This is a genomic window from Stenotrophomonas maltophilia, assembly GCF_001676385.1.
GTDB lineage: Bacteria > Pseudomonadota > Gammaproteobacteria > Xanthomonadales > Xanthomonadaceae > Stenotrophomonas > Stenotrophomonas maltophilia_J.
Map to the genome: position 1 here is coordinate 179494 of NZ_LYVJ01000003.1, position 25250 is coordinate 204743.

Annotated in this window: 23 protein-coding genes; 16 read left to right on the forward strand and 7 right to left on the reverse strand. The window is 69.0% G+C overall.

What is annotated here, in order from left to right:
- Positions 1–55: 55 nt before the first annotated feature.
- Positions 56–751, reverse strand: a complete 696-nt coding sequence (locus A9K58_RS04955) for a ComF family protein (RefSeq protein WP_065198286.1) — start codon at positions 749–751, stop codon at positions 56–58.
- 93 nt (positions 752–844) lie between these two features.
- Positions 845–2185 carry a chloride channel protein gene (locus tag A9K58_RS04960; protein ID WP_065198287.1) on the reverse strand — a complete coding sequence of 447 codons (1341 nt, stop codon included), beginning with the start codon at positions 2183–2185 and terminating at the stop codon, positions 845–847.
- Positions 2186–2388: 203 nt separating this feature from the next.
- Between A9K58_RS04960 and bioB the strand changes: the two genes are divergently transcribed.
- From bioB to bioC, 5 genes are all read left to right on the forward strand, one after another.
- Positions 2389–3432, forward strand: a complete 1044-nt coding sequence (bioB, locus tag A9K58_RS04965) for a biotin synthase BioB (protein WP_065198288.1) — start codon at positions 2389–2391, stop codon at positions 3430–3432.
- Positions 3433–3499: 67 nt separating this feature from the next.
- Positions 3500–4723: an 8-amino-7-oxononanoate synthase gene (bioF, locus tag A9K58_RS04970; RefSeq protein ID WP_065198289.1), complete on the forward strand. Its 1224-nt coding sequence runs from the start codon at positions 3500–3502 to the stop codon at positions 4721–4723.
- An 18-nt stretch (positions 4724–4741) separates the two neighbouring features.
- Positions 4742–5521 (forward strand): pimeloyl-ACP methyl ester esterase BioH, encoded by a 780-nt coding sequence (gene bioH / locus A9K58_RS04975; RefSeq protein WP_065198290.1) that lies wholly within the window; start codon positions 4742–4744, stop codon positions 5519–5521.
- A 29-nt stretch (positions 5522–5550) separates the two neighbouring features.
- Positions 5551–6330 carry an SDR family oxidoreductase gene (locus A9K58_RS04980; RefSeq protein WP_065198291.1) on the forward strand — a complete coding sequence of 260 codons (780 nt, stop codon included), beginning with the start codon at positions 5551–5553 and terminating at the stop codon, positions 6328–6330.
- 12 nt (positions 6331–6342) lie between these two features.
- Entirely contained in the window at positions 6343–7227 is an 885-nt protein-coding gene (gene bioC, locus A9K58_RS04985; protein WP_065198292.1) for a malonyl-ACP O-methyltransferase BioC, read from the forward strand.
- A 126-nt stretch (positions 7228–7353) separates the two neighbouring features.
- On the opposite strand, the gene A9K58_RS04990 is transcribed toward bioC, so the two are convergent.
- Both A9K58_RS04990 and A9K58_RS04995 read right to left on the reverse strand, forming a co-directional pair.
- On the reverse strand, positions 7354–7998 hold the full coding sequence (locus A9K58_RS04990; RefSeq protein WP_065198453.1) for a YdcF family protein: 645 nt from the start codon (positions 7996–7998) through the stop codon (positions 7354–7356).
- Positions 7983–8945: a pyridoxal-phosphate dependent enzyme gene (locus A9K58_RS04995; RefSeq protein WP_065198293.1), complete on the reverse strand. Its 963-nt coding sequence runs from the start codon at positions 8943–8945 to the stop codon at positions 7983–7985. The genes A9K58_RS04990 and A9K58_RS04995 overlap by 16 nt, the downstream gene beginning before the upstream one ends.
- 159 nt (positions 8946–9104) lie before the next feature.
- On the opposite strand from A9K58_RS04995, the gene A9K58_RS05000 reads away from it, so the two are divergent.
- From A9K58_RS05000 to A9K58_RS05045, 10 genes are all read left to right on the forward strand, one after another.
- Positions 9105–9596, forward strand: coding sequence for a hypothetical protein (locus A9K58_RS05000; RefSeq protein ID WP_065198294.1), 492 nt, complete (start codon positions 9105–9107; stop codon positions 9594–9596).
- Between the two features lie 531 nt (positions 9597–10127).
- Complete coding sequence (gene mnmG, locus A9K58_RS05005; RefSeq protein ID WP_065198295.1) at positions 10128–12017, forward strand: tRNA uridine-5-carboxymethylaminomethyl(34) synthesis enzyme MnmG; 1890 nt, start codon at positions 10128–10130, stop codon at positions 12015–12017.
- Positions 12018–12158: 141 nt separating this feature from the next.
- Positions 12159–12977 carry a nucleotidyltransferase domain-containing protein gene (locus tag A9K58_RS05010; RefSeq protein ID WP_065198296.1) on the forward strand — a complete coding sequence of 273 codons (819 nt, stop codon included), beginning with the start codon at positions 12159–12161 and terminating at the stop codon, positions 12975–12977.
- Between the two features lie 165 nt (positions 12978–13142).
- Positions 13143–13673 carry a gamma carbonic anhydrase family protein gene (locus A9K58_RS05015; protein ID WP_065198297.1) on the forward strand — a complete coding sequence of 177 codons (531 nt, stop codon included), beginning with the start codon at positions 13143–13145 and terminating at the stop codon, positions 13671–13673.
- A gap of 123 nt (positions 13674–13796) precedes the next feature.
- Positions 13797–14486: an RDD family protein gene (locus tag A9K58_RS05020; RefSeq protein ID WP_065198298.1), complete on the forward strand. Its 690-nt coding sequence runs from the start codon at positions 13797–13799 to the stop codon at positions 14484–14486.
- On the forward strand, positions 14483–15475 hold the full coding sequence (locus A9K58_RS05025; protein ID WP_065198299.1) for a stage II sporulation protein M: 993 nt from the start codon (positions 14483–14485) through the stop codon (positions 15473–15475). Before A9K58_RS05020 ends, A9K58_RS05025 begins: the two co-directional genes overlap by 4 nt.
- Positions 15465–17081 carry a DUF4129 domain-containing protein gene (locus tag A9K58_RS05030; RefSeq protein ID WP_065198454.1) on the forward strand — a complete coding sequence of 539 codons (1617 nt, stop codon included), beginning with the start codon at positions 15465–15467 and terminating at the stop codon, positions 17079–17081. Before A9K58_RS05025 ends, A9K58_RS05030 begins: the two co-directional genes overlap by 11 nt.
- Entirely contained in the window at positions 17078–18262 is a 1185-nt protein-coding gene (locus A9K58_RS05035; RefSeq protein WP_065198300.1) for a DUF4350 domain-containing protein, read from the forward strand. The genes A9K58_RS05030 and A9K58_RS05035 overlap by 4 nt, the downstream gene beginning before the upstream one ends.
- Positions 18259–19245, forward strand: coding sequence for an AAA family ATPase (locus tag A9K58_RS05040; RefSeq protein WP_065198301.1), 987 nt, complete (start codon positions 18259–18261; stop codon positions 19243–19245). Before A9K58_RS05035 ends, A9K58_RS05040 begins: the two co-directional genes overlap by 4 nt.
- Positions 19242–20540, forward strand: a complete 1299-nt coding sequence (locus A9K58_RS05045) for a DUF58 domain-containing protein (RefSeq protein WP_065198302.1) — start codon at positions 19242–19244, stop codon at positions 20538–20540. The genes A9K58_RS05040 and A9K58_RS05045 overlap by 4 nt, the downstream gene beginning before the upstream one ends.
- Positions 20541–20609: 69 nt before the next feature.
- Here A9K58_RS05045 and A9K58_RS05050 read toward each other — a convergent pair whose 3' ends face one another.
- The 3 genes from A9K58_RS05050 to A9K58_RS05060 are packed head-to-tail and all read right to left on the reverse strand — an operon-like array spanning position 20610 to position 23018.
- The gene (locus A9K58_RS05050) at positions 20610–21263 is read right to left on the reverse strand and encodes a hypothetical protein (RefSeq protein WP_065198303.1); all 654 of its coding nucleotides are present in this window, start codon (positions 21261–21263) and stop codon (positions 20610–20612) included.
- The gene (locus A9K58_RS05055; protein ID WP_065198304.1) at positions 21263–22441 is read right to left on the reverse strand and encodes a glutathionylspermidine synthase family protein; all 1179 of its coding nucleotides are present in this window, start codon (positions 22439–22441) and stop codon (positions 21263–21265) included. The genes A9K58_RS05050 and A9K58_RS05055 overlap by 1 nt, the downstream gene beginning before the upstream one ends.
- Positions 22442–22448: 7 nt before the next feature.
- Positions 22449–23018: a DUF1190 domain-containing protein gene (locus A9K58_RS05060; RefSeq protein WP_065198305.1), complete on the reverse strand. Its 570-nt coding sequence runs from the start codon at positions 23016–23018 to the stop codon at positions 22449–22451.
- 325 nt (positions 23019–23343) lie between these two features.
- Between A9K58_RS05060 and ilvD the strand changes: the two genes are divergently transcribed.
- Complete coding sequence (ilvD, locus tag A9K58_RS05065) at positions 23344–25182, forward strand: dihydroxy-acid dehydratase (RefSeq protein WP_065198306.1); 1839 nt, start codon at positions 23344–23346, stop codon at positions 25180–25182.
- Positions 25183–25250 lie beyond the last annotated feature (68 nt).

Sequence of the window (25250 nt, forward strand, 5' to 3'; positions counted from 1 at the left end):
CACTCCTTCGATCCGGAACCGGCCCCATCCTAGCTGCCGGCGATGAAGGTGGCGATCACGGCACCCGCGCGCACACCCATACGCGTACCTCTTCTGCCCCCACCCAGCGCAGCGTCTCGGCGATCTCCATGACCGTGCTGCCGGTCGTCATCACATCATCGACCACGGTCAGCCGCGAAGGCACCGGCCCACGCACGTCGAACGCATCGAACAGGTTCTCCCGGCGCTGCTCGGCCGTACGTTCGGACTGTGGCGGGGTATGCCGCCGACGATACAGGCCCTGCCAGACCGGCATCGGCAGCAACCGGCACAGTTCCGCGGCCTGGTTGTAGCCGCGCTGGCGCAGGCGGCGGGCATGCAGCGGTACCGGCACCAGCGGCAGGCAGGTCCAGGGCGGCGGTGCGCGCTGCATCAACTGCGCCAGCAGGCGCCCGGCCGCGAGATCCTGGTGGAACTTGTAGCGCACCAGCAGCTGGTCGATCGGCGGCAGGTACAGCAGGCTGGCATGCGTAGCGATCTGCGGCGGCGCTTCATCGCGGCAGGTACCACAGACGATCAGTGCGTTGCCGGGCAGCGGCAGGGCGCATCGCAGGCACGCGCGACCGGACCAGGGCAGCTCTGCCAGGCAGGCCGGGCAGAGGTCCAGGCCGTCATGGCCAGGATCGTTGCATACCAGGCATCGCAAGGGGAGCAGGACGCCAAGCAGTGCGCGGGAGACACGGGTTGCAGAACGCAGGAGATCAATACGCATCCCACATGTTTGACGGCGCACCCCGCGTGCAGCCATCGGCGAAGCACCGATTGCAGTGTCGGAACTGCCCGCAGGTGCGGAGCGCGCCGCCCGTCAGGAAAGGCGTTCGCCCTGTCCAGGCCCCAGTGGCGCAACGGCGGGTACCATCAACAGCTCCGCCAACCCACGATAGATCGGCACCCGGCACACCAGCCCGGACACACCGCGCGCGAGCAGCACCGTGGCCAGGATCGGCAGCAGCAGATCGCCACTGTCGGTCAGCTCCAGCGAAATCACCGCCGAGGTCAGCGGCGCCTGGGTCACACCGGTCAGGTAGGCGCACATGCCCAGCAGCACGAACGCGCGTGGGTCCACGCCCGGCATCAGCACCGCCAGGTTGTGGCCGAGTCCCGCGCCGACCGCCAGCGCCGGCGAGAACAGGCCGCCGGGAATACCGGCCACGTACGACGCGAGGTTGGCCAGCAGCTTCATCAGCCCGAATTCGTGGCCGACCGTCGCCTGCCCCTGCACCAGGCTGCGTGCCTGTTCGTAGCCGGTGCCGAACGCGCCCTGGCCGAACGCCATCGCCAGCAGTACCACCACCAGACCGCAGCCTGCGGCCAGCAGAACCGGGTGCCGCTGCCGCAGTTGCCCGAGCCAGCGCGGGCGGCCCGCCGCACTGGCCAGCACCGCGCGCGCAAACAGGCCTCCCAGCAAGCCCGCCACACCGCCACACAGCAGGATTGCCAGCCAGCCCTGGCCCAGCGGCAGTCGCGCACTCACCTGGCCGAAGTAGGTGTAGTTGCCCAGCAGGCCCAGCGATACCACGCCGCCGACGATCACCGCGGTCAGCAGGGTGCCGGAGAAGCGATGCTCGAAGCGGCCGCTGAGCTCCTCGATGGCGAAGACGATGCCGGCCAGCGGCGTGTTGAACGCCGCGGCAATGCCCGCCGCACCACCTGCCAGCAGGAAGTGCGAAAGCTCGCGCGGGTCCTTGAAGTCGAACCAGCGGCCGAACAGGTACATCAGGCTGGCGCCCACATGCACCGTCGGGCCCTCACGCCCCACCGAGGCGCCGCCGAGCAGCGACAACGACGTCAACAACAGCTTGCCGGCCGAGACTGCGGGCGAAAGGTTGGTCCTGCGGAACGGCTCGTCCGGCTTTTCCAACGCAGCGATGACCTGCGGAATGCCGCTGCCCCGGGTGGGCTTCAGCACACCGGAGGTCAGCCAGGCCAGCAGCGCGAAGATGCCAGGCGTGAGCAGCAGGGCCCACCACGGCGAGTGCGAGGTGATGCGCTGGAACAGATGGAACGCCGCGTCGCTCGCCTTGGCGAACAGGATGGCCACCAGCGCCACGGCCACGGCGCCGCCCCAGAGCGCGGCGCGGCGGCGCCAGGCTTCGCTGAGGATCAGCGCGGTGATGCGGCCGCGGAGGCAGTAAAGATCGATCATGGGAAAGAGTCTGCGCGCCAGCACTTACGTTGTGCAGCAGGCAATGTGGCTGGACGCCTTGCAGCATGCGGTGAAATGCAATGCATGTGTCGGTGCTTGACTCACGAAGGATCTGTAAACCATTTCAAAATTACTATGGTTGACAGGCCTGCCACACCCACCCACACTGCCGCCCTCGCTCCACGCGTCCCCAAGGTTCCGCCATGGCTGCCTCCATCCGCCACGACTGGCAACACGACGAACTGCAGGCGCTGTTCGATCTGCCGTTCCCCGAACTGCTGTTCCGCGCTGCGGCGGTCCATCGCGAGCACTTCGACCCGTCGCGGGTGCAGGTGTCCACCCTGCTGTCGGTCAAGACCGGTGGCTGCCCGGAAGACTGCGCGTACTGCCCGCAGGCGCAGCGCTACAGCACCGGCGTGAACGCGCAGAAGCTGATGGATACCGACGCGGTGCTGGCCAAGGCTCGCCAGGCCAAGGCCGCTGGTGCCTCGCGTTTCTGCATGGGTGCGGCGTGGCGTTCACCGAAGGACCGCGACATCCCGAAGGTGGCGGCGATGATCGCCGGGGTGAAGGCACTGGGCCTGGAGACCTGCGCCACGCTGGGCATGCTCAGTGGCGAGCAGGCGCGCGCGCTGAAGGATGCGGGCCTGGACTACTACAACCACAACCTCGATACCGCACCGGACTACTACGATTCGATCATCCACACCCGCCAGTACCAGGACCGCCTGGACACGCTTGAGCACGTGCGCGATGCCGGCCTGAAGACCTGCTGCGGCGGCATCGTCGGCATGGGCGAGACGCGCGCACAGCGCGTCGGCCTGCTGCTGGCACTGGCCACGCTGCCGGCGCACCCTGATTCGGTGCCGATCAACAGGCTGGTGCAGGTGGCGGGCACGCCGCTGCATGGCAGTGCAGAGCTGGACCCGTTCGAGTTCGTGCGCATGATCGCGGTGGCGCGCATCGCCATGCCGCGCTCGATGGTGCGGCTGTCGGCGGGTCGCGAGGCGATGAGCGACGAACTGCAGGCGCTGTGCTTCCTGGCCGGTGCCAACTCGATCTTCTACGGCGACCGGCTGTTGACTACTGGCAACCCCGAGAGTGAGCGCGACCTGGCATTGTTCGCGCGGCTGGGATTGCAGCCGATGGCCGTGCAGGTGGACGCCGCCGGCCATGATCACGGTGGCACCGTGCACGCCGACATCGGCGCCGATGCGTCCGGCTGTGGCTGCGCTCACGCGGCCTGAGACGGGGTACAGGCACGCGTCGCGGCAACGCGCTACCCTAGCCGCCCCGTCGCCGCATTCAGCCGCCATGGCCCGCCCCGACCTGACCGCCCGCCTAAACGCCCAACGCGCCCTGCGCGATGCCCAAGGCCGCCGCCGCGCGCGACGCACGGTCAGCCGGCGTGACGGTGTGCGCCTGGAGGTGGACGGCCAGTGGCTGACCGGCTTCTGCAGCAACGACTACCTGGGCCTGGCCCAGCAGTTCAGCGTGGTCAATGCACTGCAGGATGCGGCTGCGCGCGAAGGCGCCGGTGCCGGCGCCTCGCACCTGGTGTGCGGCCACCATGCCCTGCACGACACGCTGGAGCGCGAAGTGGCCGAATGGCTGGGCTACCCGCGTGCGCTGCTGTTCGGCAGTGGCTTTGCCGCCAACCTGGCGGTGCAGCAGGCGCTGCTGAGCGAAGAACACGATGTCTGCGTGCAGGACAAGCTCAACCACGCCAGCCTGCTCGATGCGACGCGGCTGGCCGGTGCACGCCTGCGCCGCTATCCGCATCTGGACGCGGAAGGTGCGATGCGCCAGCTCAAGCACGCGCCCGACGGCGCGGCGATGCTGGCCACCGACGGCGTGTTCAGCATGGACGGCGATATCGCCCCGCTGCGTGCGTTGTCGCTGGTGGCTCGCCTGCAACAAGCGCTGTTCTACGTGGACGACGCGCACGGCGTCGGAGTGGTCGGCGATGGGCGGGGAGCCGTCGCCGCCGCCGGGCTGGGCGTGGACGATGTGCCGCTGCAGCTGGTCACGCTGGGCAAGGCGCTGGGTGGTTCCGGCGCGCTGGTGCTGGGCCGCGACGATCTGGTCGAGCACCTGGCCGAGACCGCGCGCCCCTACATCTACACGACCGCTGTGCCACCGGCGATGGCCGCCGCTGCACTGGAAGCGGTGCGCCTGGCGCGGCGTGACAACTGGCGCCGTTCGAAACTGACCGACCTGATCGCGCTGTTCCGCAGCGAAGCACGCCGCCACGGGCTGGACCTGATGGCCTCGGAAACGCCGATCCAGCCGCTGCTGTGTGGTGACGATCGACGCGCCGTGGCGATGTCCAGGGCGCTGGAACAGGCCGGTTGGCTGGTCGGCGCGATCCGTCCGCCCACCGTGCCCGAAGGCAAGGCACGCCTGCGCGTGACACTGTCCGCGCTGCATACGCCGGAACAGGTGCGTGGCCTGGTTGACGCGATCGCCAGCGCGCGCGATCGCGTGGACCTGGCGGTGCGCGACGCCGCGCCACCGCCGTTGCCTGTCTTTGCCTGAGCCTGCTGTCGTTTTCCCATGCATATCGATGTCACCGGCCAGGGGCCGGATCTGGTACTGATCCATGGCTGGGCCCTGCAGGGCGGCGTGTTCGCACCGTTGGTACAGCGCCTGGCCGATCGGTTCACCCTGCATCTGGTTGATCTGCCGGGCCATGGCCACAGCCGCGAGGACAGCACGCCGCTGCGCCTGCCGTTCGTGGTCAACGCCATTGCCGCGGCCACGCCGCCGGCGGTGTGGTGCGGCTGGTCGCTGGGGGGCCTGTTCGCGCTGCACGCGGCGGCGACGCTGCCCAAGGTACGCGGGCTGGCGATGATCGCGGCCACGCCACGCTTCGTGCGTGGCGAAGACTGGCCGCATGCAGTGGAACCGGCGGTGTTCGAGCAGTTCGGGCGCGAGCTGGCGACCGACTTCAGCGGCACCCTGGAACGTTTTCTTGCGCTGGACGTGATGGGCTCGGCGCACGCGCGCGGGGAGCTGCGCACGCTGCGCCAGCGCCTGGTCGAGCGCGGCGCGCCCACCGAACGCGCCCTGCTGGAAGGCCTGCGGCTGCTGGAAAGCACCGACCTGCGCGGGGCACTGCCGACGCTGGCCAGGCCCAGCCTGTGGATCGCCGGCCAGCGTGACCGGCTGGTGTCTCCGGCGGCGATGCAAGCCGCCGCCGCACTGGCCCCGGACGCGCAGGCGCTGGCCATCGCCCACGGCGGCCACGCGCCGTTCCTCGGCCATGCCGACGAGGTGGCCACCGCCCTGCAACACTTCGTTGCCGGCCTGTCACCGGCCGATGGCGGACAATGAGCCCCCTCCGAATTCCGCTGGATTGACGCATGGATCTGGGTATCAACGGCCGCTGGGCACTGGTCTGCGGCGCAAGCAAGGGGCTGGGCCTGGGCTGCGCGCGGGCGCTGGTGCGCGAAGGCGTCAACGTGGTGATCGTGGCCCGTGGCGAGGCTGCACTGCAGGTCGCCGCCGCAGAGCTGCGCGCCCTGCCCGGCGCCGCTGAGGTCCGCGCGGTCGCCACCGACGTCACCACCGAGGCCGGTCGTGCCATGGCGCTGGCCGCATGCCCGCAGGTGGATATCCTGGTCACCAACGCCGGTGGCCCGCCGCCGGGCGACTTCCGCAATTTCGAGCGTGACGACTGGATTGCCGCGCTGGACGCCAACATGCTGGCGCCGATTGCACTGATACGTGCCACCGTGGACGCGATGATCGAGCGCAGCTTCGGCCGCATCGTCAACATCACGTCTTCGGCGGTGAAAGCGCCGATCGATACCCTGGCGCTGTCCAACGGTGCGCGCAGCGGCCTGACCGGCTTCGTCGCCGGCCTGTCGCGCCGCACCGTCGCGCACAACGTCACCATCAACAACCTGCTGCCCGGTCAGTTCGACACCGACCGCCTGCGTGCCAACTTCGCCCACGCTGCGGGCAAGGGCGGCGATGCCGGCGAAGTGGCCGAGCGCCGCCGCCAGCAGATTCCCGCCGGCCGCTTCGGCACGGCGGACGAATTCGGCGCCGCCTGCGCCTTCCTGTGCAGTGCACAGGCCGGTTACCTCACCGGGCAGAACCTGCTGATCGACGGCGGCGCCTACCCTGGTACGTTCTGAGAGACTTTCGCAATGCCGTCCCACTTCGATGCCCGCCATGTCCGCCGCGCATTTGCCCGCGCCGCCAACAGCTACGACGCCGCCGCCGCCCTGCAGCGCGAGGTGCAGGCACGGCTGGTGGAGTCACTGGACTACCTGGAAGCACGCAGGCCCGAAGTGGTGTTGGACATCGGCGCCGGCACCGGCCACGCCAGTGCGCTGATGAAGAAGCGCTGGCCGAAGGCGCAGGTGATCGCGCTGGACGTGGCACTGCCGATGCTGGACCAGGCCAAGCGCCAGGCCGGCTGGTGGAAGCCGTTCCAGCGCCTGTGCGCCGATGCCGCCGCGCTGCCGCTGGCCGACAACAGCGTGGACGTGATCTTCAGCAACCTGTGCCTGCAGTGGCTGGACGACCTGCCGGCCGTGTTCGCCGGGTTCCGCCGCGTGCTCAAGCCCGGTGGCCTGCTGCTGTGCTCGACGTTCGGCCCCGAGACGCTGGTCGAACTCAACGAAGCCTTCGCCGTCGCCGACGATCGTCCGCACGTGAGCCGCTTCGCGCAGATCGCGCAGTTCGGCGATGCATTGATGATGGCCGGCTTCCGCGACCCGGTGCTCGACCGTGACCTGTTCACCCTCACCTACGACGACCTGCCCGCCCTGATGCGCGAGCTGCGGGCGATGGGTGCGACCAACGCCAGGGTGGACCGCCGCCACACGCTGACCGGGCGGGGCCGATTCACTGCGGCGGCGGCAGCCTACGAGCCGATGCGTCGCGCTGACGGCAAACTGCCCAGCAGCTGGGAGGTGATCTACGCCCATGCGTGGGCACCGGATCCCGGCGCCCCGATCCGCGAAGGCGGGCATGACGTGGCGTCGGTGCCGGTATCGGCGATTCCGATCCGGCGCAAGCAGACCTGACCCGGTAGTGCCACGCCGTACGCCAATCGCTCTGGCAGGTGCCGACCTTGGTCGGCACAGTGCCGGCAGAATCGCGATCTGACAGGTAGTGCCAACCAAGATTGGCACCCCAAACGGGCTTCCGCCTCAGGTGCTGGCCGGCGAACTCAGCGGCGGGCGCACGAGGTCGCGGTGGAAGAAGTAGATTTCCTGCACCAGGAAACGCCAGCTGGTGTGGAAGCTGCGGAAGCGCGTACTCGGCGTCGACGAGGCCAGCGCATCGATGCCCAGCGCCTTGCTCAGGCGCAGCGCGCGTGCCATGTGCAGCGGGTCACTGACGATGATCACCCGGTGCAGGCCGCGCTGGTCCATCAATCGCTTGGCTTCGACCAGGTTCTGCACGGTGTTGCGCGACGCCGTCTCGATCAGGATCGCCTCGTCCGGTACCCCATGCTTGATCGCATAGCGGCGCGCCACCTGCGATTCGGAGAAGCGCGCGCCGGTGCCGCCATAGCCGCCGGTGAAGATCAGCAGCGGCGCGTATCGGGCCTCGTACAGATCCAGGCCGTGGCGGATGCGCTCTTCGAATACCGGTGACGGCTTGGCGTCGTAGGCGGCGGCCCCGAGCACGATGATGGCGTCCGCCTTCGCCGCCTGATCGCGTTCACCGACCCAGACGATCCAGGCAATCACGCCCAGCAGCCAGATCACCAGCAGGACGGACAACCGCCACAGCCAGCCCAGCAGGCCGGTGCGAGGCCGGTGCCGGTCGCGGCTCATGGCGCGCCCCAGCGCAGCGCAGGCAGGTCGACATTGCCACCAGACAGCACCAGGCCCACGCGCAGGCCGGCGAAGCGCTGTGGCTGTGCCAGCACGGCAGCGAGCACGGTGGCCGACGACGGCTCGACCACCTGCTTGAGCACCTCCCACAGCAGGCGCATCGCCGCCATCGTCGCGGTGTCATCAACCACGATCACCTCGGCACCTGCCGCCTGCAGCAACGTGAAGTTCGGCGCACCGACCAGGGTACGCAGGCCATCGCAGATCGTGTCGGGGACGAATGCGCCCTGGCGCTCCCCTGCGGCCAGCGAGCGCGCCATGTCATCGGCACCGGCGGGCTCGGCAAGCACCAGCCGCGTCTGCGGGCTGGCATGCTGCAGGGCCAGCGCGGTGCCGCTGGCCAGGCCACCGCCGCCGACCGGCACGACCAGCACGTCGAACGGGCCGTCGCTGTGCAGCAGCTCCAGCGCGGCGGTGCCCTGCCCCGCCATCACCGCCGGGTCGGTGTATGGATGGACGAGAGTCGCGCCGGTATCGGCCTGCACTTTGGCGCAGGCGGCCTCACGATCGGCGGTGGTCGGCGGGCAGCGCCAGAGGGTGGCGCCATGGCGCGCGATGTTGGCCAGCTTGGCCGCCACCGCGCCTTCCGGCACCACCACGTGGCACGGAATGCCACGGGTCCGCGCGGCCAGCGCCAGCGCAGCACCATGGTTTCCGGAGGAGTGGGTGACCACGCCGGCATCGGCCCGGCCGGCCTCCAGCGACCACACGGCGTTGCAGGCGCCACGGAACTTGAATGCACCGCCGCGTTGCAGGTGCTCTGCCTTGAAGGCGAGTTGCGCGCCGGCCAGCGCATCAAGCGTGCGCGAGCGCAGCACCGGGGTCACGCTGGCATGCGGGGCGATCCTCGCAGCAGCAAGCAGGACGTCATCGGCACGGGGCAACAGTGAATCGCTCATGACGCAAGATTAACGTATGCCTCCGCGCTGGCGACCGGGGCACAGGTCATGCCAGCATGCGGGCCTACGTCTCCATTCATTCTGGGCAGCGGAGTTAAGGGCTGATTCAATGCCCGCGCACGAAGCTGGCCGCACACCCGTCCTCTGGGGGGACCCACCATGAAAACGCGCCTGTTGCTTGTCGGCGGCCTGCTGCTGGCCCTGTCCGGCTGCACCACCTACGACTACGTCGGCGGTGGTCGCAGTGGCGGCTACTACCACGGCGCACCGTCGGTGGAGTACCGCTATCCGGCCGGCGATCCCTACGGTTACGGCTACCCGTACTACGGCGGCTATGGCGGCTACTACGGTGGCTACGGCTACCCGTACTACTCGCGGCCGATCTATCGCCCGCCGCACAACCATCGCCCGCCGCCGCGCCCACCCGGCAATGGTGGCGAGAACCGTCCGCCGCCGCCGACGCGGCCGTCATCCAACGGCGGCTCGCCGTGGCGGAACATGGATTCGCTGCGTCGCCCGCCGCAGTCCAGCATGCCGCCTTCCGCGCCGCCACCGCAGGCCCGCCCTGCCCCGGCCCCGAGCGCGCCGAGGATGAATGGTTCCCCGTGGCGCAACATGGAACGTGCGACGCAGCGCACAGTTGAGCGCTGAAACGTCTTGCATTTCACACGGTTCAAGCCGCACTCTACGGGAATAGTGACGGCCCGCGTCACAAAGTGACAAAAGCGACAGGGGCCGCCGCAAAAAGCTCTACGTCGATATCCGACAGGAACATCTGGATCCCCCCTGTTCCGGCCCTGTCGGATGTCGGCACCTCTGAAGGCAGACGGCCCCGCATTGCGGGGCCGTTTGTTTTTCGGGTCGCCCCGGCGGTATCCACGCAGGGCGTGGATGGGGCCCTTTCCGATAGCTCCGAAAAAACAGGGCCGGACAGTCCCCCGACTGCCGGCCCTCTGCTCCCCCACCATGCGCCTGTACCGGCCCCTGTTCCAATTCCGGTCGCAAGCGCCAAAAGGCGCCAGCCACGGTGGGTGCTATTGGGTTATCTGCAAAAACCCTGCCAACTTTAGGGTTGATTTAGGCGCCGGTTCGCTGGCATCGGCGTCGCGGCCCCCGAATGGCGCTAAAATCGCCACCCCGGCGCCGCCAGCGGCTGCGCCCGTCTCCAGCTGAACAGTCTCCATGAACCCGTCCTTCCATCGTTACGACGTGATCGTCATCGGCGGTGGCCACGCCGGCACCGAAGCCGCCCTGGCCGCGGCCCGCACCGGCGTGCGCACCCTGCTGCTGACCCACAACATCGAAACGGTGGGCGCGATGAGCTGCAACCCGGCCATTGGCGGCATCGGCAAGGGCCACCTGGTCAAGGAGATCGACGCCCTCGGCGGTGCGATGGCGCACGCCGCCGACCGCGCCGGCATCCAATGGCGCACGCTCAACGCTTCCAAGGGCCCGGCGGTGCGCGCGACCCGCTGCCAGGCCGACCGCAACCTGTACCGCATGGCGATCCGCGCCATCGTCGAAAGCCAGGCCAACCTGACCGTGTTCCAGGCCGCCGTCGACGACCTGATCATCGAAGGCGACGCCGTGCGCGGGGTCATCACCCAGACCGGCCTGCGCTTCGACGCCGAGGCGGTGGTGCTGACCGCGGGCACCTTCCTGGCCGGCAAGATCCACGTCGGCCCGACCCAGTACGCCGCCGGCCGCATGGGTGATCCGCCGGCCACCACGCTGGCTGCGCGCCTGCGCGAGCGCCCGTTCCAGGTCGACCGCCTGAAGACCGGTACGCCACCGCGCATCGACGGCCGCTCGCTGGACTACAGCGTGATGGACGAGCAGCCCGGCGATTCGCCGCGCCCGGTGATGTCCTTCCTCGGCTCGGTGGACGAGCATCCGCAGCAGGTCAGCTGCTGGATCACCCACACCACCGGACAGACCCACCAGATCATCCGCGACGCGCTGCACCGCTCACCGCTGTACAGCGGCCAGATCGAAGGCATCGGCCCGCGCTACTGCCCGTCCATCGAAGACAAGGTGGTGCGCTTCGCCGAGAAGGCCAGCCACCAGATCTTCGTCGAACCCGAAGGGCTGGGCATCGTCGAGATCTATCCCAACGGCATTTCGACCTCGCTGCCGTTCGACGTGCAGCTGGAGATGGTGCGCAGCATCCGCGGCTTCGAGAACGCGCACATCACCCGCCCTGGCTATGCGATCGAATACGATTTCTTCGATCCGCGTGGATTGAAGGCCTCGCTGGAAACCAAGCTGGTCAACGGCTTGTTCTTCGCCGGCCAGATCAACGGCACCACCGGCTATGAAGAAGCCGCCGCGCAAGGCCTGCTGGCCGGCCTCAACGCCGCACGCCAGGTGCGCGGGCTGGACGGCTGGTGCCCGCGCCGCGACGAAGCCTACCTGGGCGTGCTGGTAGACGACCTGATCACGCACGGCACCAACGAGCCCTACCGCATGTTCACCAGCCGCGCCGAGTACCGCCTGCAGCTGCGCGAGGACAATGCCGACCAGCGCCTGACCCCGGCCGGCCGCGAGATGGGCCTGGTTGATGACCGCCGCTGGAGCGCATTCGAGGCCAAGCAGGCCGCCGTCGCCGCCGAGCGCGCGCGGCTTGGGGCACTGTGGGCGACCCCGGCCAACGCGCTGGGCCGCGAACTGCAGGAAACGCTGGGCGTGGCGGTCAGCCGCGAAACCAACGTGCTGGACCTGATCAAGCGCCCGGAACTGGATTACGCGCAGCTGATGCAGGTGCCGTCGCTGGGCCCGGCCGTGGCCGATGGCAAGGTGGCCGAGCAGGTGGAGATCGGCGTGAAGTACGCCGGCTACCTCGACCGCCAGCGCGAGGAGATCGAGCGTCAACAGCGTCATGAAGCCACGCCGATCGCCGAAGGTTTCGATTACGCGACGGTGCGCGGGCTTTCGGCCGAAGTGCTGCAGAAGCTGGAGCGCGTGCGGCCACAGACCATCGGCCAGGCGCAACGCATCCCGGGCATGACCCCGGCGGCGATCTCGCTGCTGCTGGTGCACCTGGAACGCGCACGCCGCGGCCGGGTGGCGTAAGGCGGTACTGGCCGTTTCGGGCGGGTACCGGCCCTGGCCCGGCGGAATCCACGAAGCACTTCCACACAGGCACGCCGTGCATCGTGGATGGTCGTTCGTGCGCTAAAGTCGGGCACACTCGCCACCAGGGAAATGTGCAGCATGGACGGTCTCCACCCGATCGCGCCGGACAAGCGCGCCGCCATCCTGGCCACTCTGGCCGGCATCGAGCGCACGCATGATGTGCGTGTGCTGCTGGCCTGCGAATCGGGCAGCCGTGGTTGGGGCTTTTCCTCGCCTGACAGCGACTACGACGCACGCTTCATCTACGTGCACCGCCAGCCGTGGTACCTGAGCGTGAACGAAGCCACCGGGCCCGGCGAAGCGCAGCGCGATGTCATCGAGCTGCCGATCGACGATGAGCTGGATGTCAGCGGCTGGGACCTGCGCAAAGCGCTACGCCTGGTTTCAAAATCCAACCCGACGCTGATCGAGTGGCTGCGCTCGCCGATCATCTACCAGCAGGATGCCGGTGCCGTGGCGCTGCTGAGGCAGGCTGCCGAGCATTTCTATTCGCCACTGGGCGCGTGGTGGCACTACTGCAACATGGCGCGCTCCAACCATCGCGGTTATCTGCGTGGTGATACGGTGCGCACCAAGAAATACCTGTACGTGCTTCGCCCGCTCCTGGCCTGCCAGTGGATCGAGCACGAGCGGACGCCGCCACCGATGGCGTTCGAGGACCTGCTGGAGCGCTCGCTGCCGCGCGGCCCCGTACGCGAGGCGGTCGATGCGTTGTTGGTGGTCAAGCGGGGCAGTGCCGAACTTGCCGCCGGGCCGCGCATCGCGGCCATCAGCGATTTCATCGATCATGAACTGGCGATCCGCGCCGCGGCGCCGCAGCTGCCGGCCGGCCATGGCGACGCGGCGTGGTTGGACGAACTGTTCCGGCGGATGCTGGCCACGCACGCGCCCGCATGATGGGCCGCGCCTGCGTCTGGTAGTGCCGGCCGCTGGCCGGCAACCGCAGAAATCCAGGTACGCCCATGAGGTTGCCGAGCGGCCGCCATTACCCTGCGGTAAGCACGTGGCGTGCAGGCCACGCAGGTATCATCGTCGCGAACGCCTTGATTTCCGGAGACACCGATGAACCCGCTGCGCCCCTTCCGCGACAAGATGCCCGTCCTCGGCGAGCGCGTGTACATCGATCCGGCCTGCACGGTCATCGGCGATGTAGAACTGGCCGACGACGTGTCGGTATGGCCGGGCACGATCATCCGGGGTGACGTCAACCATGTTCGAATCGGTGCACGCACCAACGTGCAGGATGGCACTATCATCCACGTCAGCCACCACAGCCCCTACAACAGGGCCGGCTACCCGACCCTGATCGGTGAGGGCGTGACCGTGGGCCATGGCTGCATCATCCACGCCTGCAGCATTGGCGATTACAGCCTGATCGGCATGGGTGCCTGCATCCTCGATGGTGCCCGTGTGGAGCGCCACGGCTTCGTCGGCGCCGGGGCGGTAGTCGGCCCGGGCAAGGTGGTGGGCGAAGGCGAGCTGTGGGTGGGCAACCCGGCACGCCCGGCACGCATGCTGAGCGACGGGGAGATCGAGTCGCTGCACTACTCGGCCGATCACTACGTCCGGCTGAAGGACGAATACCTGGGCTGAGCACCCGACGCCGCCACCCGGCTCTGCTAAAGTCTGGGCCCGACCAGGACCTGTCGAGACCCCCATGCCTGTGGTTGCCTGCCGGAGAGGACTCCGGCACCCACAACGAAGGCCATCACGCTGATGGCCGCACCGATGCTCGATACCTACCGTGAGGTGGTGACGCCGGAGGGCGTGCTGCTGCAGTTGCCGGCGGCCGGCCCGCTGCCGCGGGCGATGGCCTGGCTGGTCGACCTTGGCGTGCGCATCGCCGTGCTGGGGGTGCTGTCGTTCCCGCTGGCGCTGCTCGACTCATTCGGCTCTGGTCTCTATCTGGCGTTGATGTTCCTGGTCTACTGGGCCTATCCGATCATCTGTGAGGCGCTGTGGGGCCGTACCCTGGGCAAGCGCGCACTGGGCCTGCGCGTGCTGTCCCGCGACGGTGCGCCGGTCGGCTGGATGGCATCGATCACCCGCAACCTGCTGCGCACGGTGGACATGCTGCCGTTCGGCTACGCGCTGGGCCTGGTCAGCAGCCTGTTCGATCCGCATGGCCGCCGCCTCGGCGACCTGGTGGCAGGTACCGTGGTGGTGCATGCGCCAGTGCTGTACCTGCCGCCGCCGCCGACCATCGACAGCGTGCTGGTCCCACCCCAGCCCCTGCGCCCGGAGGAGCAGGCCGCGCTGATGGCCTTCGCCGAACGCGCGCCGCGGCTGTCGGCCGCGCGCCAGCAGGAGCTGGCCGGCATCGCCGAGCCGCTCACCGGCACCCATGGCCAAGTCGGCGTGCTGCGGTTGTATGCGATGGCCAACTGGTTGCTGGGGCGGCGATGAAGCAGGAACAGTTCGTCGCCCGCTATCAGCAGGAATGGCAGGAACTGGAGCAGTGGCTGCAGCGCCGCGCCGGCGCCTCGCGCCGCGCGCGCCGGCAGGCCAGCGGCCTGGCCCTGGACGACGATGCGTTTCCGCAACGCTACCGTCGCCTGTGCCAGCAACTGGCGCTGGCGCGCGAGCGCGGCTACAGCCCGCAACTGGTGCAACGCCTGCAGCAGCTCATGCAGCAGGGCCACAGCGTGCTGTACCGCACGCCGCCGACGCGCTGGCGCAGTGCGCTGGAGTTCCTGGTCGCCGACTTCCCGCTGCTGGTGCGCAGCCAGGCCCGCAGCATGTGGGTGGCTCTGGCGATGTTCGCGCTGCCGGCGGTGGCCTGCTTCGTGCTGGTGCAGGCCTACCCGGACCTGATCCACTCGCTGATGGACAACCGCCAGATCGCCGAAATGGAGCGAATGTACGATCCTGCGGCCGAACGCCTGGGACGCGACAGCGGCACCGATTGGATGATGTTCGGCCACTACATCATGAACAACATCAGCATCGCCCTGCGTACCTTCGCCAGCGGCCTGCTGGCCGGGCTCGGCACGCTGCTGGTGCTGCTGTTCAACGGCGTGACCATCGGCGCGGTCGCCGGCCACCTGCAGCATATCGGCCATGGCGATCCCTTCTGGCGCTTCGTGGTCGGCCACGGCGCGTTCGAACTGACCGCGATCGTGATCGCCGGCGGCGCCGGCCTGCAGCTGGGCATGCGGTTGCTGGCACCGGGCCGGCGCCGCCGCCGCGATGCGCTGGTCGAAGGCGGCCGCATCGGCGCCCGGCTGTGCCTGGGCGTAGCGTTCATGCTGCTGGTTGCAGCCTTCATCGAAGCCTTCTGGTCGTCGATTGGCGACATACCGGCGTGGGGCAAGTTCAGCGTGGCGGGCATGTTGTGGGCAGGCGTGCTGCTGTGGCTGTGGCGCGGTGGACGCGGGGGTGGCGATGCGCATTGATCGCCTGGACGTGGTGCTGCGCGCACGCAGCGGCTGGGAAGCGATGGAGCTGGGCAGTGCCCTGTCCCGCCGCCATGCGCGTGCCGTGTGGGGCAGCTGGCTGCTGGCCAGTGCGCCGCTGTTCGTGATCTTCAATGCGCTGGGCGCGTGGTTGGATGCGTTCGGCTGGGCCTGGCTGGCAATGTGGTGGTGCAAGCCGCTGTTCGAGCGTGCACCGCTGTACGTGCTGTCGCGCGGCATCTTCGGCGAACCAGTGGGTACGTGGGCCGCGCTGCGCGCGCAGCACAACTGGGGCAACGGGGGATTCTGGGGCTACCTGGGGTGGCGACGCTTCAGCGTGCTGCGCAGCCTGTGCCTGCCAGTCAACCTGTTGGAGGGCAATGCGCCGGCGCAGCGCGGTGCACGCCGCCGCGCAGTGGCGTCCGGTGCGGCGGGCGCGGCGATGGTGCTGACCGTGAGCTGCATGGCCTTCGAAGCGGTGCTGGTGGCCGGTGCGATCGGCGCAGTGTTCATGTTCATGCCGCTGGACCTGATGTCCGAGTCGTGGCGCGCCGCATGGGACATGATCGGCGAGGACACTCCAGCGTGGGTGCTGTTCGGCTTCAACCTGGCCTGCTGGCTGGCCTCGGTGCTGATCGGCCCGTTCTACGTCGGCGCCGGCTTCGGCCTGTACCTGAACCGGCGTACGCAGATGGAAGCGTGGGACGTCGAAATCGCGCTGCGCCGCCTGCGCGAGCGGCTGCTGCCGGCTGCATCGACGCTGGCGCTGCTGCTCTGCCTTGCCCTGCCGCTGGCCTCCGCGCCAGTGCGCGCGCAGGACGCGCAGGCAGCCGCTGAGCAGGCCCACGACGCCGAAGAGGACGAAGACAGTGCGGAGGAGCCGGCCACCGCGGCCAACGACCCCGCCAATACGCCGGCGATGATCTTCGGTGCAGCGCCGGTGGATACCGCCGGCTTCCGCCAGGCAGTGAACCGCGCCTATGAGGATCCGCTGCAGCGCCCGACCCGCCAGGTCACGCGCTGGAAGCCGATCGAACAGGCCGAGGAAGGGAAGAAGGAAGACAAGGCGCCGCAGAATGACGCCACCCACAAGAACGGGCGCAACACCCGCAAGACCGGCATCGCCTGGTTGGCGCGGCTGGCCGAATGGGGCCTGTGGGGCCTGCTCGGCATCCTGCTGCTGGTGCTGCTGCTGACCGCGCGATTGTGGCTGCCGTGGTTGCGCGGCAGTGGCCGACGCAAGGCTGAAGCGGCACCGGCGGTACGGGAGGAACAGGTCGAGCTGCCGGTGGTGCTGCCGCCCGACGTGGCCACCCAGGCCGGCCTGCTGTGGGACCAGGGCCGGCCGCGGCAGGCGCTGGCCCTGCTGTACCGCGCCAGCGTGCGCACCGTGGGCGAGCGCAGCGGCATCGCACTTCCACCCGGCGCCACCGAAGCGCAGTGCCTGCGTGCCTCGCGGCGCATGCCCGACGCGACCGACCGCGACCTGTTCGCGCGCATCGTGCGCATGTGGCAGTACGCCGCCTACGGCGGCCGCCTGCCCAGCCGCGGCGAGTTCGACGCGTTGGCTGCCACCCTGCGCCAACACTATGGGTGGCAGGCATGAGCCCGCGCCTGTTCTGGTCGCTGCTGCTGGGCGGGGTAGTGCTGTTCGGCGTCCCGCTGACCATCCTCTTTCTGCGCACGCACGAGCGGGTGACCGAGACCGTGCACCTGCCGCCACAGGGCGAGGCCGCCTACAACCCGTTGTACGTGCTGGGCCAGGCGCTGCGTGCCGACGGCGCCGAGGTGCAGTCGCGGCCACGGCTGGAGCTGACGCAGATGGCGTTGGGAGCGCACGACACGGTGGTGCTGCTGCAGGACAGCGGCGAACTGCCGGCGCCGGTGGCCAAGGCACTGCTGGATTGGGTCGAGGACGGCGGCCATCTGCTGGTACGCACGCCGCCACCGGCCGAAGACAACGCGGGCAGCACGCAGGGCCCGTTGCTGGACCAGTTGGGCGTGAACAGCCTGTTCCAGCGCAGTGACTGCCAGCCGTTCCACGTCGAGGACGATCCGGGCCACGTCGAATTCTGCAATGGTCGCCGCTTCACCCTCGGCTTCGCTGCGAGTGCGCAGGCCGAGCGGCGCTGGGGCGGTGATCGTGACCTGGTGTTCGCGCGCCTGCGCCATGGCCTGGGCAGGGTCAGCGTGCTGGCCGACATGGAATTCATGCGCGGCGAGGTGGACTCACCGGCGGCCCGCATGGCGGCCGCCAACGGCACGCCCAGCGACGGCCTGCATGATCGTTCCCACCGCGACCTGGCCCGTTACCTGCTTGACCCGAACTATGGCAAGGGAACGTTCTGGCTGGTCTATGCCAGCCGCCCGCCGTCGCTGTGGGCGCGCCTCTTCTACCAGGGCTGGCCGCTGTGGGCGCCCCTGCTGCTGGCCCTGCTGGGCTGGCTGTGGGCCCGCTCGCAGCGCTTCGGCAGCGTGCTGCCGTCACCGGTGCTGGAGCGCCGTTCGCTGCTGGAACACGTGCGCGCCAGTGGCGAACTGTTGCTGCGCTACGGCCACGGCACCCGCCTGTACGACGCGGTGCTCGCCCTGTTCCTGCACCGCCTGCGCCTGCGTGCGCCGGTCGCCGCCGCACTCGAGGGCCCGCCCCGCGACCAGGCCATTGCCGAACTGCTGCAATGGCCGCAGGGCCGCGTTGCCAGCGCGCTGACCCCGCCCCCCCCACACGATTCCTCCGCCCTGCGCGAGCGCATCCGCTTGCTGCTCCAGATGAGATCCCTGCTATGAGCGAAGTTCCCGAGCTGCCGGCGGCCACCAGTGCCCGCCTGATCGAACGCGTCGACGCCATCCGCGACGCCGTCGGCCACGCCTTCATCGGCCAGGCCGAGGTGCTGGACCAGATCCTGGTAGCCCTGCTGGCCGGTGGGCACGTCCTGATCGAGGGCGTGCCCGGGCTGGGCAAGACCCTGCTGGTACGTGCACTCGCGCAGGCCCTGGAGCTGGATTACGGCCGCGTGCAGTTCACCCCCGACCTGATGCCCAGCGACGTCAGTGGCCACGCGGTGTATGACCCGAAGAGCGAGAGCTTCAGGATCCGCCGCGGCCCGGTGTTCACCAACCTGCTGCTGGCCGACGAGATCAACCGCGCACCGGCCAAAACCCAGTCGGCACTGCTGGAAGTGATGCAGGAAGGCCAGGTGACCATCGAAGGCAAGGCCTTCACCCTGGCACCGCCGTTCATGGCGCTGGCCACGCAGAACCCGCTGGAGCAGGAAGGCACCTACCCGTTGCCGGAAGCACAACTGGACCGTTTCCTGCTGAAGGTGCTGATCGACTACCCGCAGCTGGAGGACGAGAAGCGCATGGTGACGGCGATCACCAGTGGCCGCGCCGCCAGCGATTTCGACCTGAGCCAGGTGCCGCGCGTGCTCGGCGCCGGCGAGTTGCTGGAACTGCAGCGCGCCACCGCCACGATTACCGTCGATGACGAAGTGATCGACTACGCGGTGCGGATCGTGGCCGCCACCCGGAAATGGCCGGGCATCGCGGTCGGCGCCGGCCCACGCGGCAGCATCGCGCTGGTGCGCGCCTCGCGCGCGCAGGCGGTTCTGGCCGGCCGCGACTTCGTCACTCCCGACGACGTGCGCGACATCGCCCGCCCGGCGCTGCGCCACCGCATCGCGCTGGCCCCGGAGCTGCAGATTGAAGGCCAGGACGCCGATGACGTGCTGGGCGCGCTGCTGGCCAAGGTGGAAGCACCGCGCCGATGAGGCCGGCCCCGCTGCTGCTGGTGCTGCTGCTGGCCTGGGCTGCCCTGGGCAGCCTGGTGCTGGGCGGATTGCTGCCGCACTGGAGCTGGGGACTGGCCGCAGCGGTCATCGCGCTGCCGGCCGTGTTCGACCTGTGGCGGCAGACGCGGCGTCCTTCGCCTCTGGTACAGCGTGAACTGCCCGAGGCGCTGGCGCTGGGCGTCCGCCGTGGGGCTGCACTGCGGCTTCAGGCGGACGCATCGATGACGGTGCAGGTATTTGATCGGGTGCCCGGTGGCTGGCCATTGGAATCGCTGCCGCAACGCGTGCAGCTGCAGGCCGGCCGCGCCTTTACCCTGCACTACCACCTGCAGCCACTGCAGCGCGGGCACTTCCGTTTCGACGGCGTGCACCTGCGCATGCGATCGCCGTGGCGGTTGTGGTGGCAGCAGCGCCTCCTGCCACCAGCGCAGGAAGTACGGGTCTACCCGAATTTCGTACCGCTCACCCGGTTCGCTCTGTTCAGTGCCGACCAGGCCTCGCGACTGGTCGGTGCGCACGTGAAGCGCCGCCGTGGCGAAGGCACCGACTTCCACCAGATGCGCGAGTACCGCGTGGGTGACAGCCTGCGCCAACTCGATTGGAAGGCCACTGCACGTGCCCGCAAGCTGATCTCGCGCGAGTACCAGGATGAGAAGAACCAGCAGCTGCTGCTGATGCTCGACAGCGGCCGGCGCATGCTGGCCAGCGAGGGCGGACTCTCGCATTTCGACCATGCGTTGAACGCCTCGCTGGTGGTGGCCTACCTGGCGCTGCGCCAGGGCGACGCCGCCGGGCTGTTCGCCGCCGGCGGCGAACGGCGCTGGGTGGCGCCACAGCGCGGCATGGGTACGGTGGAGCACCTGCTGCGCGCGAGCTACGACCTGCAGCCACGCGCAGTGGCCACCGATTACCTGGCCGCCGCCACCGAGGTCTCGCTGCGCCAGCGCCGGCGTGCGCTGGTGATGCTGGTCAGCAACGTGCGTGACGAGGACATCGAAGACCTGCTGGCGGCTGTGCGCCTGCTGCAGCAGCGCCACCTGGTGTGCGTGGCCAGCCTGCGCGAGCGCGAGCTGGATGCGGCGCTGGAAGGCGATGTGCAGACGCTGGACGAGGCGGCACGGGCCGGCGCCGCCGCGCTGTACCTGCAGCAGCGTGCAAAGGCGCATGAAGCGCTGCGCAGCGAGAAGGTGATGGTGCTGGACGTGACCGCCGACGCCCTGCCCGGCGCACTGGTGGAACGCTACCTGGCAGTGAAGCGCGAAGGGTTGCTCTGAGCCGAGCATGGGCTCGGCTCTAGGGAAGGCCTGATTCCTGTAGAGCCGAGCCCATGCTCGGCTGCCGTGTCAGCATTCGCCCCGCAGCAACCGCCGCTGCAACCGCTCCACCGCGCGCTGCAGCAACACCCGGTTGCGGGCCAGCTTCATCCACTGCGGCAGGCGCGAGAACATGGATCGAAGATGGCCGTGGTGCTCGCGCAGCGTCGCGCTCGCGTACTCGTGCAGCGCCTGCAGATGCTCAGCGTTGTAAGCCCAAAGCAGGCCCATGCGGGTCGATTCGGCCAGGCGCAGCGGCAGTCCGAAATGCGGATCGGCAGGCTCGGCGTCACGCAACGGACGCACCGAGACCGAAACATCGGTGCTGCGATCACACTGCGCGCATCGGGCGGGGAACGAGGCAGGCGCGGGCGTGCCGGCGGGAATCCGCCGACACACCTGCAGCCACTGATGCCCACAGAATCCACAGGGTTGGCGGCCCAGCACGCAGACAGCGCCCACCCAGTCGCCGCTGTCCAGCACAGCGCTGCAACCGGTGCAGCGGAAACGCGCGGTCCACCGATAAGGTTCCCAACGGGCGATCACCCAACCGGGGGTGTCACAGCGATGGCAGCAGACTGCGACACGGTCCGCGAAGGCCTGCAGGCTGCGCCCGTCATCGAAATGCCGACCCGGCACGGGCGTGGCACGCCCATGCCGGCCAGGCCAACGCCGCACCGCCATCAGACGTAGATCCGCGTCGGCGCCTCATCAATGATCGCATGCGGTACGAAGCGCGCGCTGTCGCGGGTGATCGCGCTGTCGTCCTCGCGGATGCCGATGCCGCAAGCATGATCGCCCACCACCCAGCTGCCGATCAGCGGGTAGCCGCCTTCGAAGCGGGCCAGCGGATGCGCGCGCTGGATGATCGCCGGGCCGTCGTAGGGGCCGTCGCTGCGCTGGGTGCTGCCATCGGCCAGGTGCATCTCGATGTTGGCGCCTTCGCGCGAGAACAGCGGCTTGCGCACCCAGCCCGAGGCCAGCGTGCTGCCGTCATCGAAGTGCGCTTCCAGCAGGTTCGGGTGGCCCACGTTGCGCTGCCACAGCAGCGGCAGGATGCCCTTGTTGCTCAGCACCGCCTTCCACGCCGGTTCCAGCAGCTGCACGCCCGAGCCGGGCAGCGCGCGGCCGAATTCCTCGGCCATCAGGTCTTCCAGCGGGTACAGCTTGAACAGCGTGCCGATCACCGAATCATCCAGCGCGGTGAAGCGGCCGTCCCCGGACAGGCCGATGTCCTCGATCGCGATGGCCTGGCCATGCAGGCCGGCCTGCGAGGCGCAGTCGCGCAGGTAGTCGACGGTGCCACGATCTTCTTCCGAGCTGCCCACGGCGCTGAAATACAGCGGCGGCGGCAGCTGGGCGGCCAGCTCGCCGAAGCGTTCGACCAACGCTTCGTGGATCGCGTTGAACTGGTCGGCGTGCTGCGGCAGGCGGCCGGCGTTGCGCTGGTCTTCCAGCCACTGCCACTGGAAGAAGCTGGCCTCGAACAGCGAGGTCGGCGTGTCGTAGTTCAGTTCGTACAGCTTGGCCGGGCCGGTGCCGTCGTAGGCCAGGTCCAGGCGGCCATAGAGATGTGGCTGGCGCTGGCGCCAGCTGTCGGCGATCCAGTCACGGTAATGCGGCGGAATCGCCAGCTGGTCCATCAACCGTTCGCTGCCGATGACATCGCCGACCAGGTCCAGCGCCATCTGGTGCAGCTCGGCGCTGGGGTCTTCGATGTCCTGTTCGATCTGGCGCAGGGTGAAGGCGTAGTACGCGCTTTCATCCCAGTACGGCTGGCCATCGATGGTGTGGAAGCGGAAGCCCGCTTCGTCCGCGCGTGCCCGCCACTGGGCACGCGCGGCAATCCGGATGCGCTGCATGGATCGATCAGCCGCCGTAACTGCCGCTGCTGCGGCGTGCGCTGGTGGTACCGAAACCACCGCGGCTGGCGGTGACCGCGCGGTTCGGCTCGCTGGTGACCGGGGCCAGGCCGGCCTTGCCGCTGCCGATGCCGCTGGCGGTGTTCAAGCCTCCGGTGCCACCCGGTGCCGCGCGCGCCCAACCGGCATTCTTGTCCTGGTAGGCCGGCGCCGACGTCGGCGCCTGCGGCGCCAGGCCGCCACGGTTGCCCAGCATCTGCGACATGAAGAAGCCCATCATCATCGGGCCGATGAACGAGGTCCCGGCCGAGGTGTGCTGCTGCACGCACTGTTCCGGCTTGTAGTCCTTCTCGCAGTCTTCCCGGCTGGCGTACTTCGGCGCCGCGTCGGCGGCCTGCTTCTGCGCTTCGGCGAAGGCATTGCGGCACGACGACGGATCACCGGTCGCCTCGGTGCAGGCCTCGACCGAGGTATACAGGCCTTCCTGCACCTTGACCTCCGGCTCCTTCTGGCAGGCGGTGAGCAGCAGCGGCGCAGCGCTCATCAGCAGCAGCGCGGTGGTGCGGGAACGTTTCATGGCCTCATGCCCTGTCGACGGATCAATGCCCCAATGATGCCAAATCCGGACCAGCAACCGGAATCGGCAAAGTGCGAAAGATGAACGGGCTTTCATTTTCGTCATTCCCCATCATCCGCGCATGACGTGGATCCACCGGTGTCCTGCCACCGGACCCACCCCGCCATCCCACGGAGCGCCCGCCTTTGACGTTGACGTGGACGTTGCCTCTGCGGGTGCCGGGCGCAGCCCGGCCGGACCACCACCGGTGGTTGCAGCAGCAACCGAAAAAATTGGCCATGATCGGGCGACCCCCACGTCGTACGGCCCGCCCGTTCCGCCCGCCATGCCCGAATACCGTTCCCGCACTTCCACCGCCGGCCGCAACATGGCCGGCGCCCGCGCCCTGTGGCGTGCCACCGGCATGAAAGACGGCGACTTCCACAAGCCGATCATCGCCATCGCCAACTCCTTCACCCAGTTCGTGCCCGGCCACGTGCACCTGAAGGATCTTGGCCAGCTGGTCGCGCGCGAGATCGAACAGGTCGGCGGTGTCGCCAAGGAATTCAACACCATCGCCGTGGACGACGGCATCGCGATGGGCCACGACGGCATGCTGTACTCGCTGCCCAGCCGCGAGATCATCGCCGACGCCGTGGAGTACATGGTCAACGCGCACTGTGCCGACGCGCTGGTGTGCATCAGCAACTGCGACAAGATCACGCCCGGCATGCTGATGGCCGCGCTGCGCCTGGACATCCCGGTGGTGTTCGTCTCCGGCGGGCCGATGGAAGCGGGCAAGACCAGGTTGTCCGAGCACAAGCTGGACCTGGTCGACGCAATGGTGGTGGCCGCCGATGACAGCGCCTCCGACGAGAAGGTGGCGGCGTTCGAGCGCAGCGCCTGCCCCACCTGCGGCTCCTGCTCGGGCATGTTCACCGCCAACTCGATGAACTGCCTGACCGAAGCGCTGGGCCTGTCGCTGCCCGGCAATGGCACCACGCTGGCCACCCACGCCGACCGCGAGGCGCTGTTCCGCCGCGCCGGCCGCCTGATCGTCGAGCTGTGCCATCGCTGGTACGGCGGCGAAGACCCGTCGGCGCTGCCGCGCGGCATCGCCACCCAGGCCGCGTTCGCCAACGCAATGACCCTGGACATCGCCATGGGCGGTTCCACCAATACCATCCTGCACCTGCTCGCTGCCGCGCAGGAAGCCGGCGTCGACTTCGACCTGACCCACATCGACGCGCTGTCGCGGCGCGTGCCGCAGCTGTGCAAGGTGGCACCGAACACGCCGAAGTACCACATCGAGGACGTGCACCGCGCTGGCGGCGTGTTCGGCATCCTCGGCGAACTGGACCGCGCCGGCCTGCTCGATACCTCGGTGCCGACCGTGCACAGCACCAGCCTGGCCGAAGCGCTGGAACGCTGGGACGTGGTGCGCAGCGACAACGACACCCTGCACACCTTCTTCAAGGCCGGCCCGGCTGGCATCCCCACCCAGGAGGCCTTCAGCCAGGCCACGCGCTGGCCGACGCTGGACCTGGACCGCGCCGAAGGCTGCATCCGTTCGCTGCCGCATGCATATTCGCTGGAAGGGGGCCTAGCCGTGCTGCGCGGCAACCTGGCCATGGATGGCTGCGTGGTCAAGACCGCCGGCGTGGACGAATCGATCCACGTGTTCGAAGGACCCGCGCGCGTCTATGAATGCCAGGACGCCGCCGTTGCCGGCATCCTCGCCGACGAGGTGCAGCCGGGCGAAGTGGTGGTGATCCGCTACGAAGGCCCGAAGGGTGGCCCCGGCATGCAGGAAATGCTGTACCCGACCAGCTACCTGAAATCGAAGGGGCTCGGCAAACAGTGCGCACTGCTTACCGACGGCCGCTTCTCCGGCGGCACCTCGGGCCTGTCGATCGGCCACGCCTCGCCGGAAGCCGCCAGTGGCGGCACGATCGGCCTGGTGGAGAACGGCGACCGCATCCGCATCGACATCCCGGCCCGCCGCATCGACCTGCTGCTGGACGAGGCGACGCTGGTACAGCGCCGCGCCGACGCCGATGCGCGTGGCTGGAAACCACGCGCGCCGCGCCCGCGCAAGGTCACCAGTGCGCTGAAGGCCTACGCCCTGCTCGCCACCAGCGCCGACAAGGGCGCCGTGCGCAACACCACCCTGCTCGGTGATTGATCCCTGTGCGGTAGTGCCGGCCGCCGGCCGGCATCTGCACACTGCGTCCCACATCATTGAGGTTGCCG

Excerpts from the sequence above, each read along its gene's own strand:
- A9K58_RS05025 (WP_065198299.1), top strand. The coding sequence starts at position 14,483 with ATGAAGCAGGAACAGTTCGTCGCCCGCTATCAGCAGGAATGGCAGGAA.
- A9K58_RS05020 (WP_065198298.1), top strand. The coding sequence starts at position 13,797 with ATGGCCGCACCGATGCTCGATACCTACCGTGAGGTGGTGACGCCGGAG.
- A9K58_RS04955 (WP_065198286.1), bottom strand. The coding sequence starts at position 751 with ATGCGTATTGATCTCCTGCGTTCTGCAACCCGTGTCTCCCGCGCACTG.
- A9K58_RS05055 (WP_065198304.1), bottom strand. The coding sequence starts at position 22,441 with ATGCAGCGCATCCGGATTGCCGCGCGTGCCCAGTGGCGGGCACGCGCG.
- bioH (WP_065198290.1), top strand. The coding sequence starts at position 4,742 with ATGCATATCGATGTCACCGGCCAGGGGCCGGATCTGGTACTGATCCAT.
- A9K58_RS05045 (WP_065198302.1), top strand. The coding sequence starts at position 19,242 with ATGAGGCCGGCCCCGCTGCTGCTGGTGCTGCTGCTGGCCTGGGCTGCC.
- bioB (WP_065198288.1), top strand. The coding sequence starts at position 2,389 with ATGGCTGCCTCCATCCGCCACGACTGGCAACACGACGAACTGCAGGCG.
- A9K58_RS05040 (WP_065198301.1), top strand. The coding sequence starts at position 18,259 with ATGAGCGAAGTTCCCGAGCTGCCGGCGGCCACCAGTGCCCGCCTGATC.
- A9K58_RS05010 (WP_065198296.1), top strand. The coding sequence starts at position 12,159 with ATGGACGGTCTCCACCCGATCGCGCCGGACAAGCGCGCCGCCATCCTG.
- A9K58_RS05000 (WP_065198294.1), top strand. The coding sequence starts at position 9,105 with ATGAAAACGCGCCTGTTGCTTGTCGGCGGCCTGCTGCTGGCCCTGTCC.
- A9K58_RS05060 (WP_065198305.1), bottom strand. The coding sequence starts at position 23,018 with ATGAAACGTTCCCGCACCACCGCGCTGCTGCTGATGAGCGCTGCGCCG.
- bioF (WP_065198289.1), top strand. The coding sequence starts at position 3,500 with ATGGCCCGCCCCGACCTGACCGCCCGCCTAAACGCCCAACGCGCCCTG.
- A9K58_RS05030 (WP_065198454.1), top strand. The coding sequence starts at position 15,465 with ATGCGCATTGATCGCCTGGACGTGGTGCTGCGCGCACGCAGCGGCTGG.
- A9K58_RS05015 (WP_065198297.1), top strand. The coding sequence starts at position 13,143 with ATGAACCCGCTGCGCCCCTTCCGCGACAAGATGCCCGTCCTCGGCGAG.
- A9K58_RS05050 (WP_065198303.1), bottom strand. The coding sequence starts at position 21,263 with ATGGCGGTGCGGCGTTGGCCTGGCCGGCATGGGCGTGCCACGCCCGTG.
- A9K58_RS04980 (WP_065198291.1), top strand. The coding sequence starts at position 5,551 with ATGGATCTGGGTATCAACGGCCGCTGGGCACTGGTCTGCGGCGCAAGC.
- mnmG (WP_065198295.1), top strand. The coding sequence starts at position 10,128 with ATGAACCCGTCCTTCCATCGTTACGACGTGATCGTCATCGGCGGTGGC.
- bioC (WP_065198292.1), top strand. The coding sequence starts at position 6,343 with ATGCCGTCCCACTTCGATGCCCGCCATGTCCGCCGCGCATTTGCCCGC.
- ilvD (WP_065198306.1), top strand. The coding sequence starts at position 23,344 with ATGCCCGAATACCGTTCCCGCACTTCCACCGCCGGCCGCAACATGGCC.
- A9K58_RS04995 (WP_065198293.1), bottom strand. The coding sequence starts at position 8,945 with ATGAGCGATTCACTGTTGCCCCGTGCCGATGACGTCCTGCTTGCTGCT.
- A9K58_RS04960 (WP_065198287.1), bottom strand. The coding sequence starts at position 2,185 with ATGATCGATCTTTACTGCCTCCGCGGCCGCATCACCGCGCTGATCCTC.
- A9K58_RS05035 (WP_065198300.1), top strand. The coding sequence starts at position 17,078 with ATGAGCCCGCGCCTGTTCTGGTCGCTGCTGCTGGGCGGGGTAGTGCTG.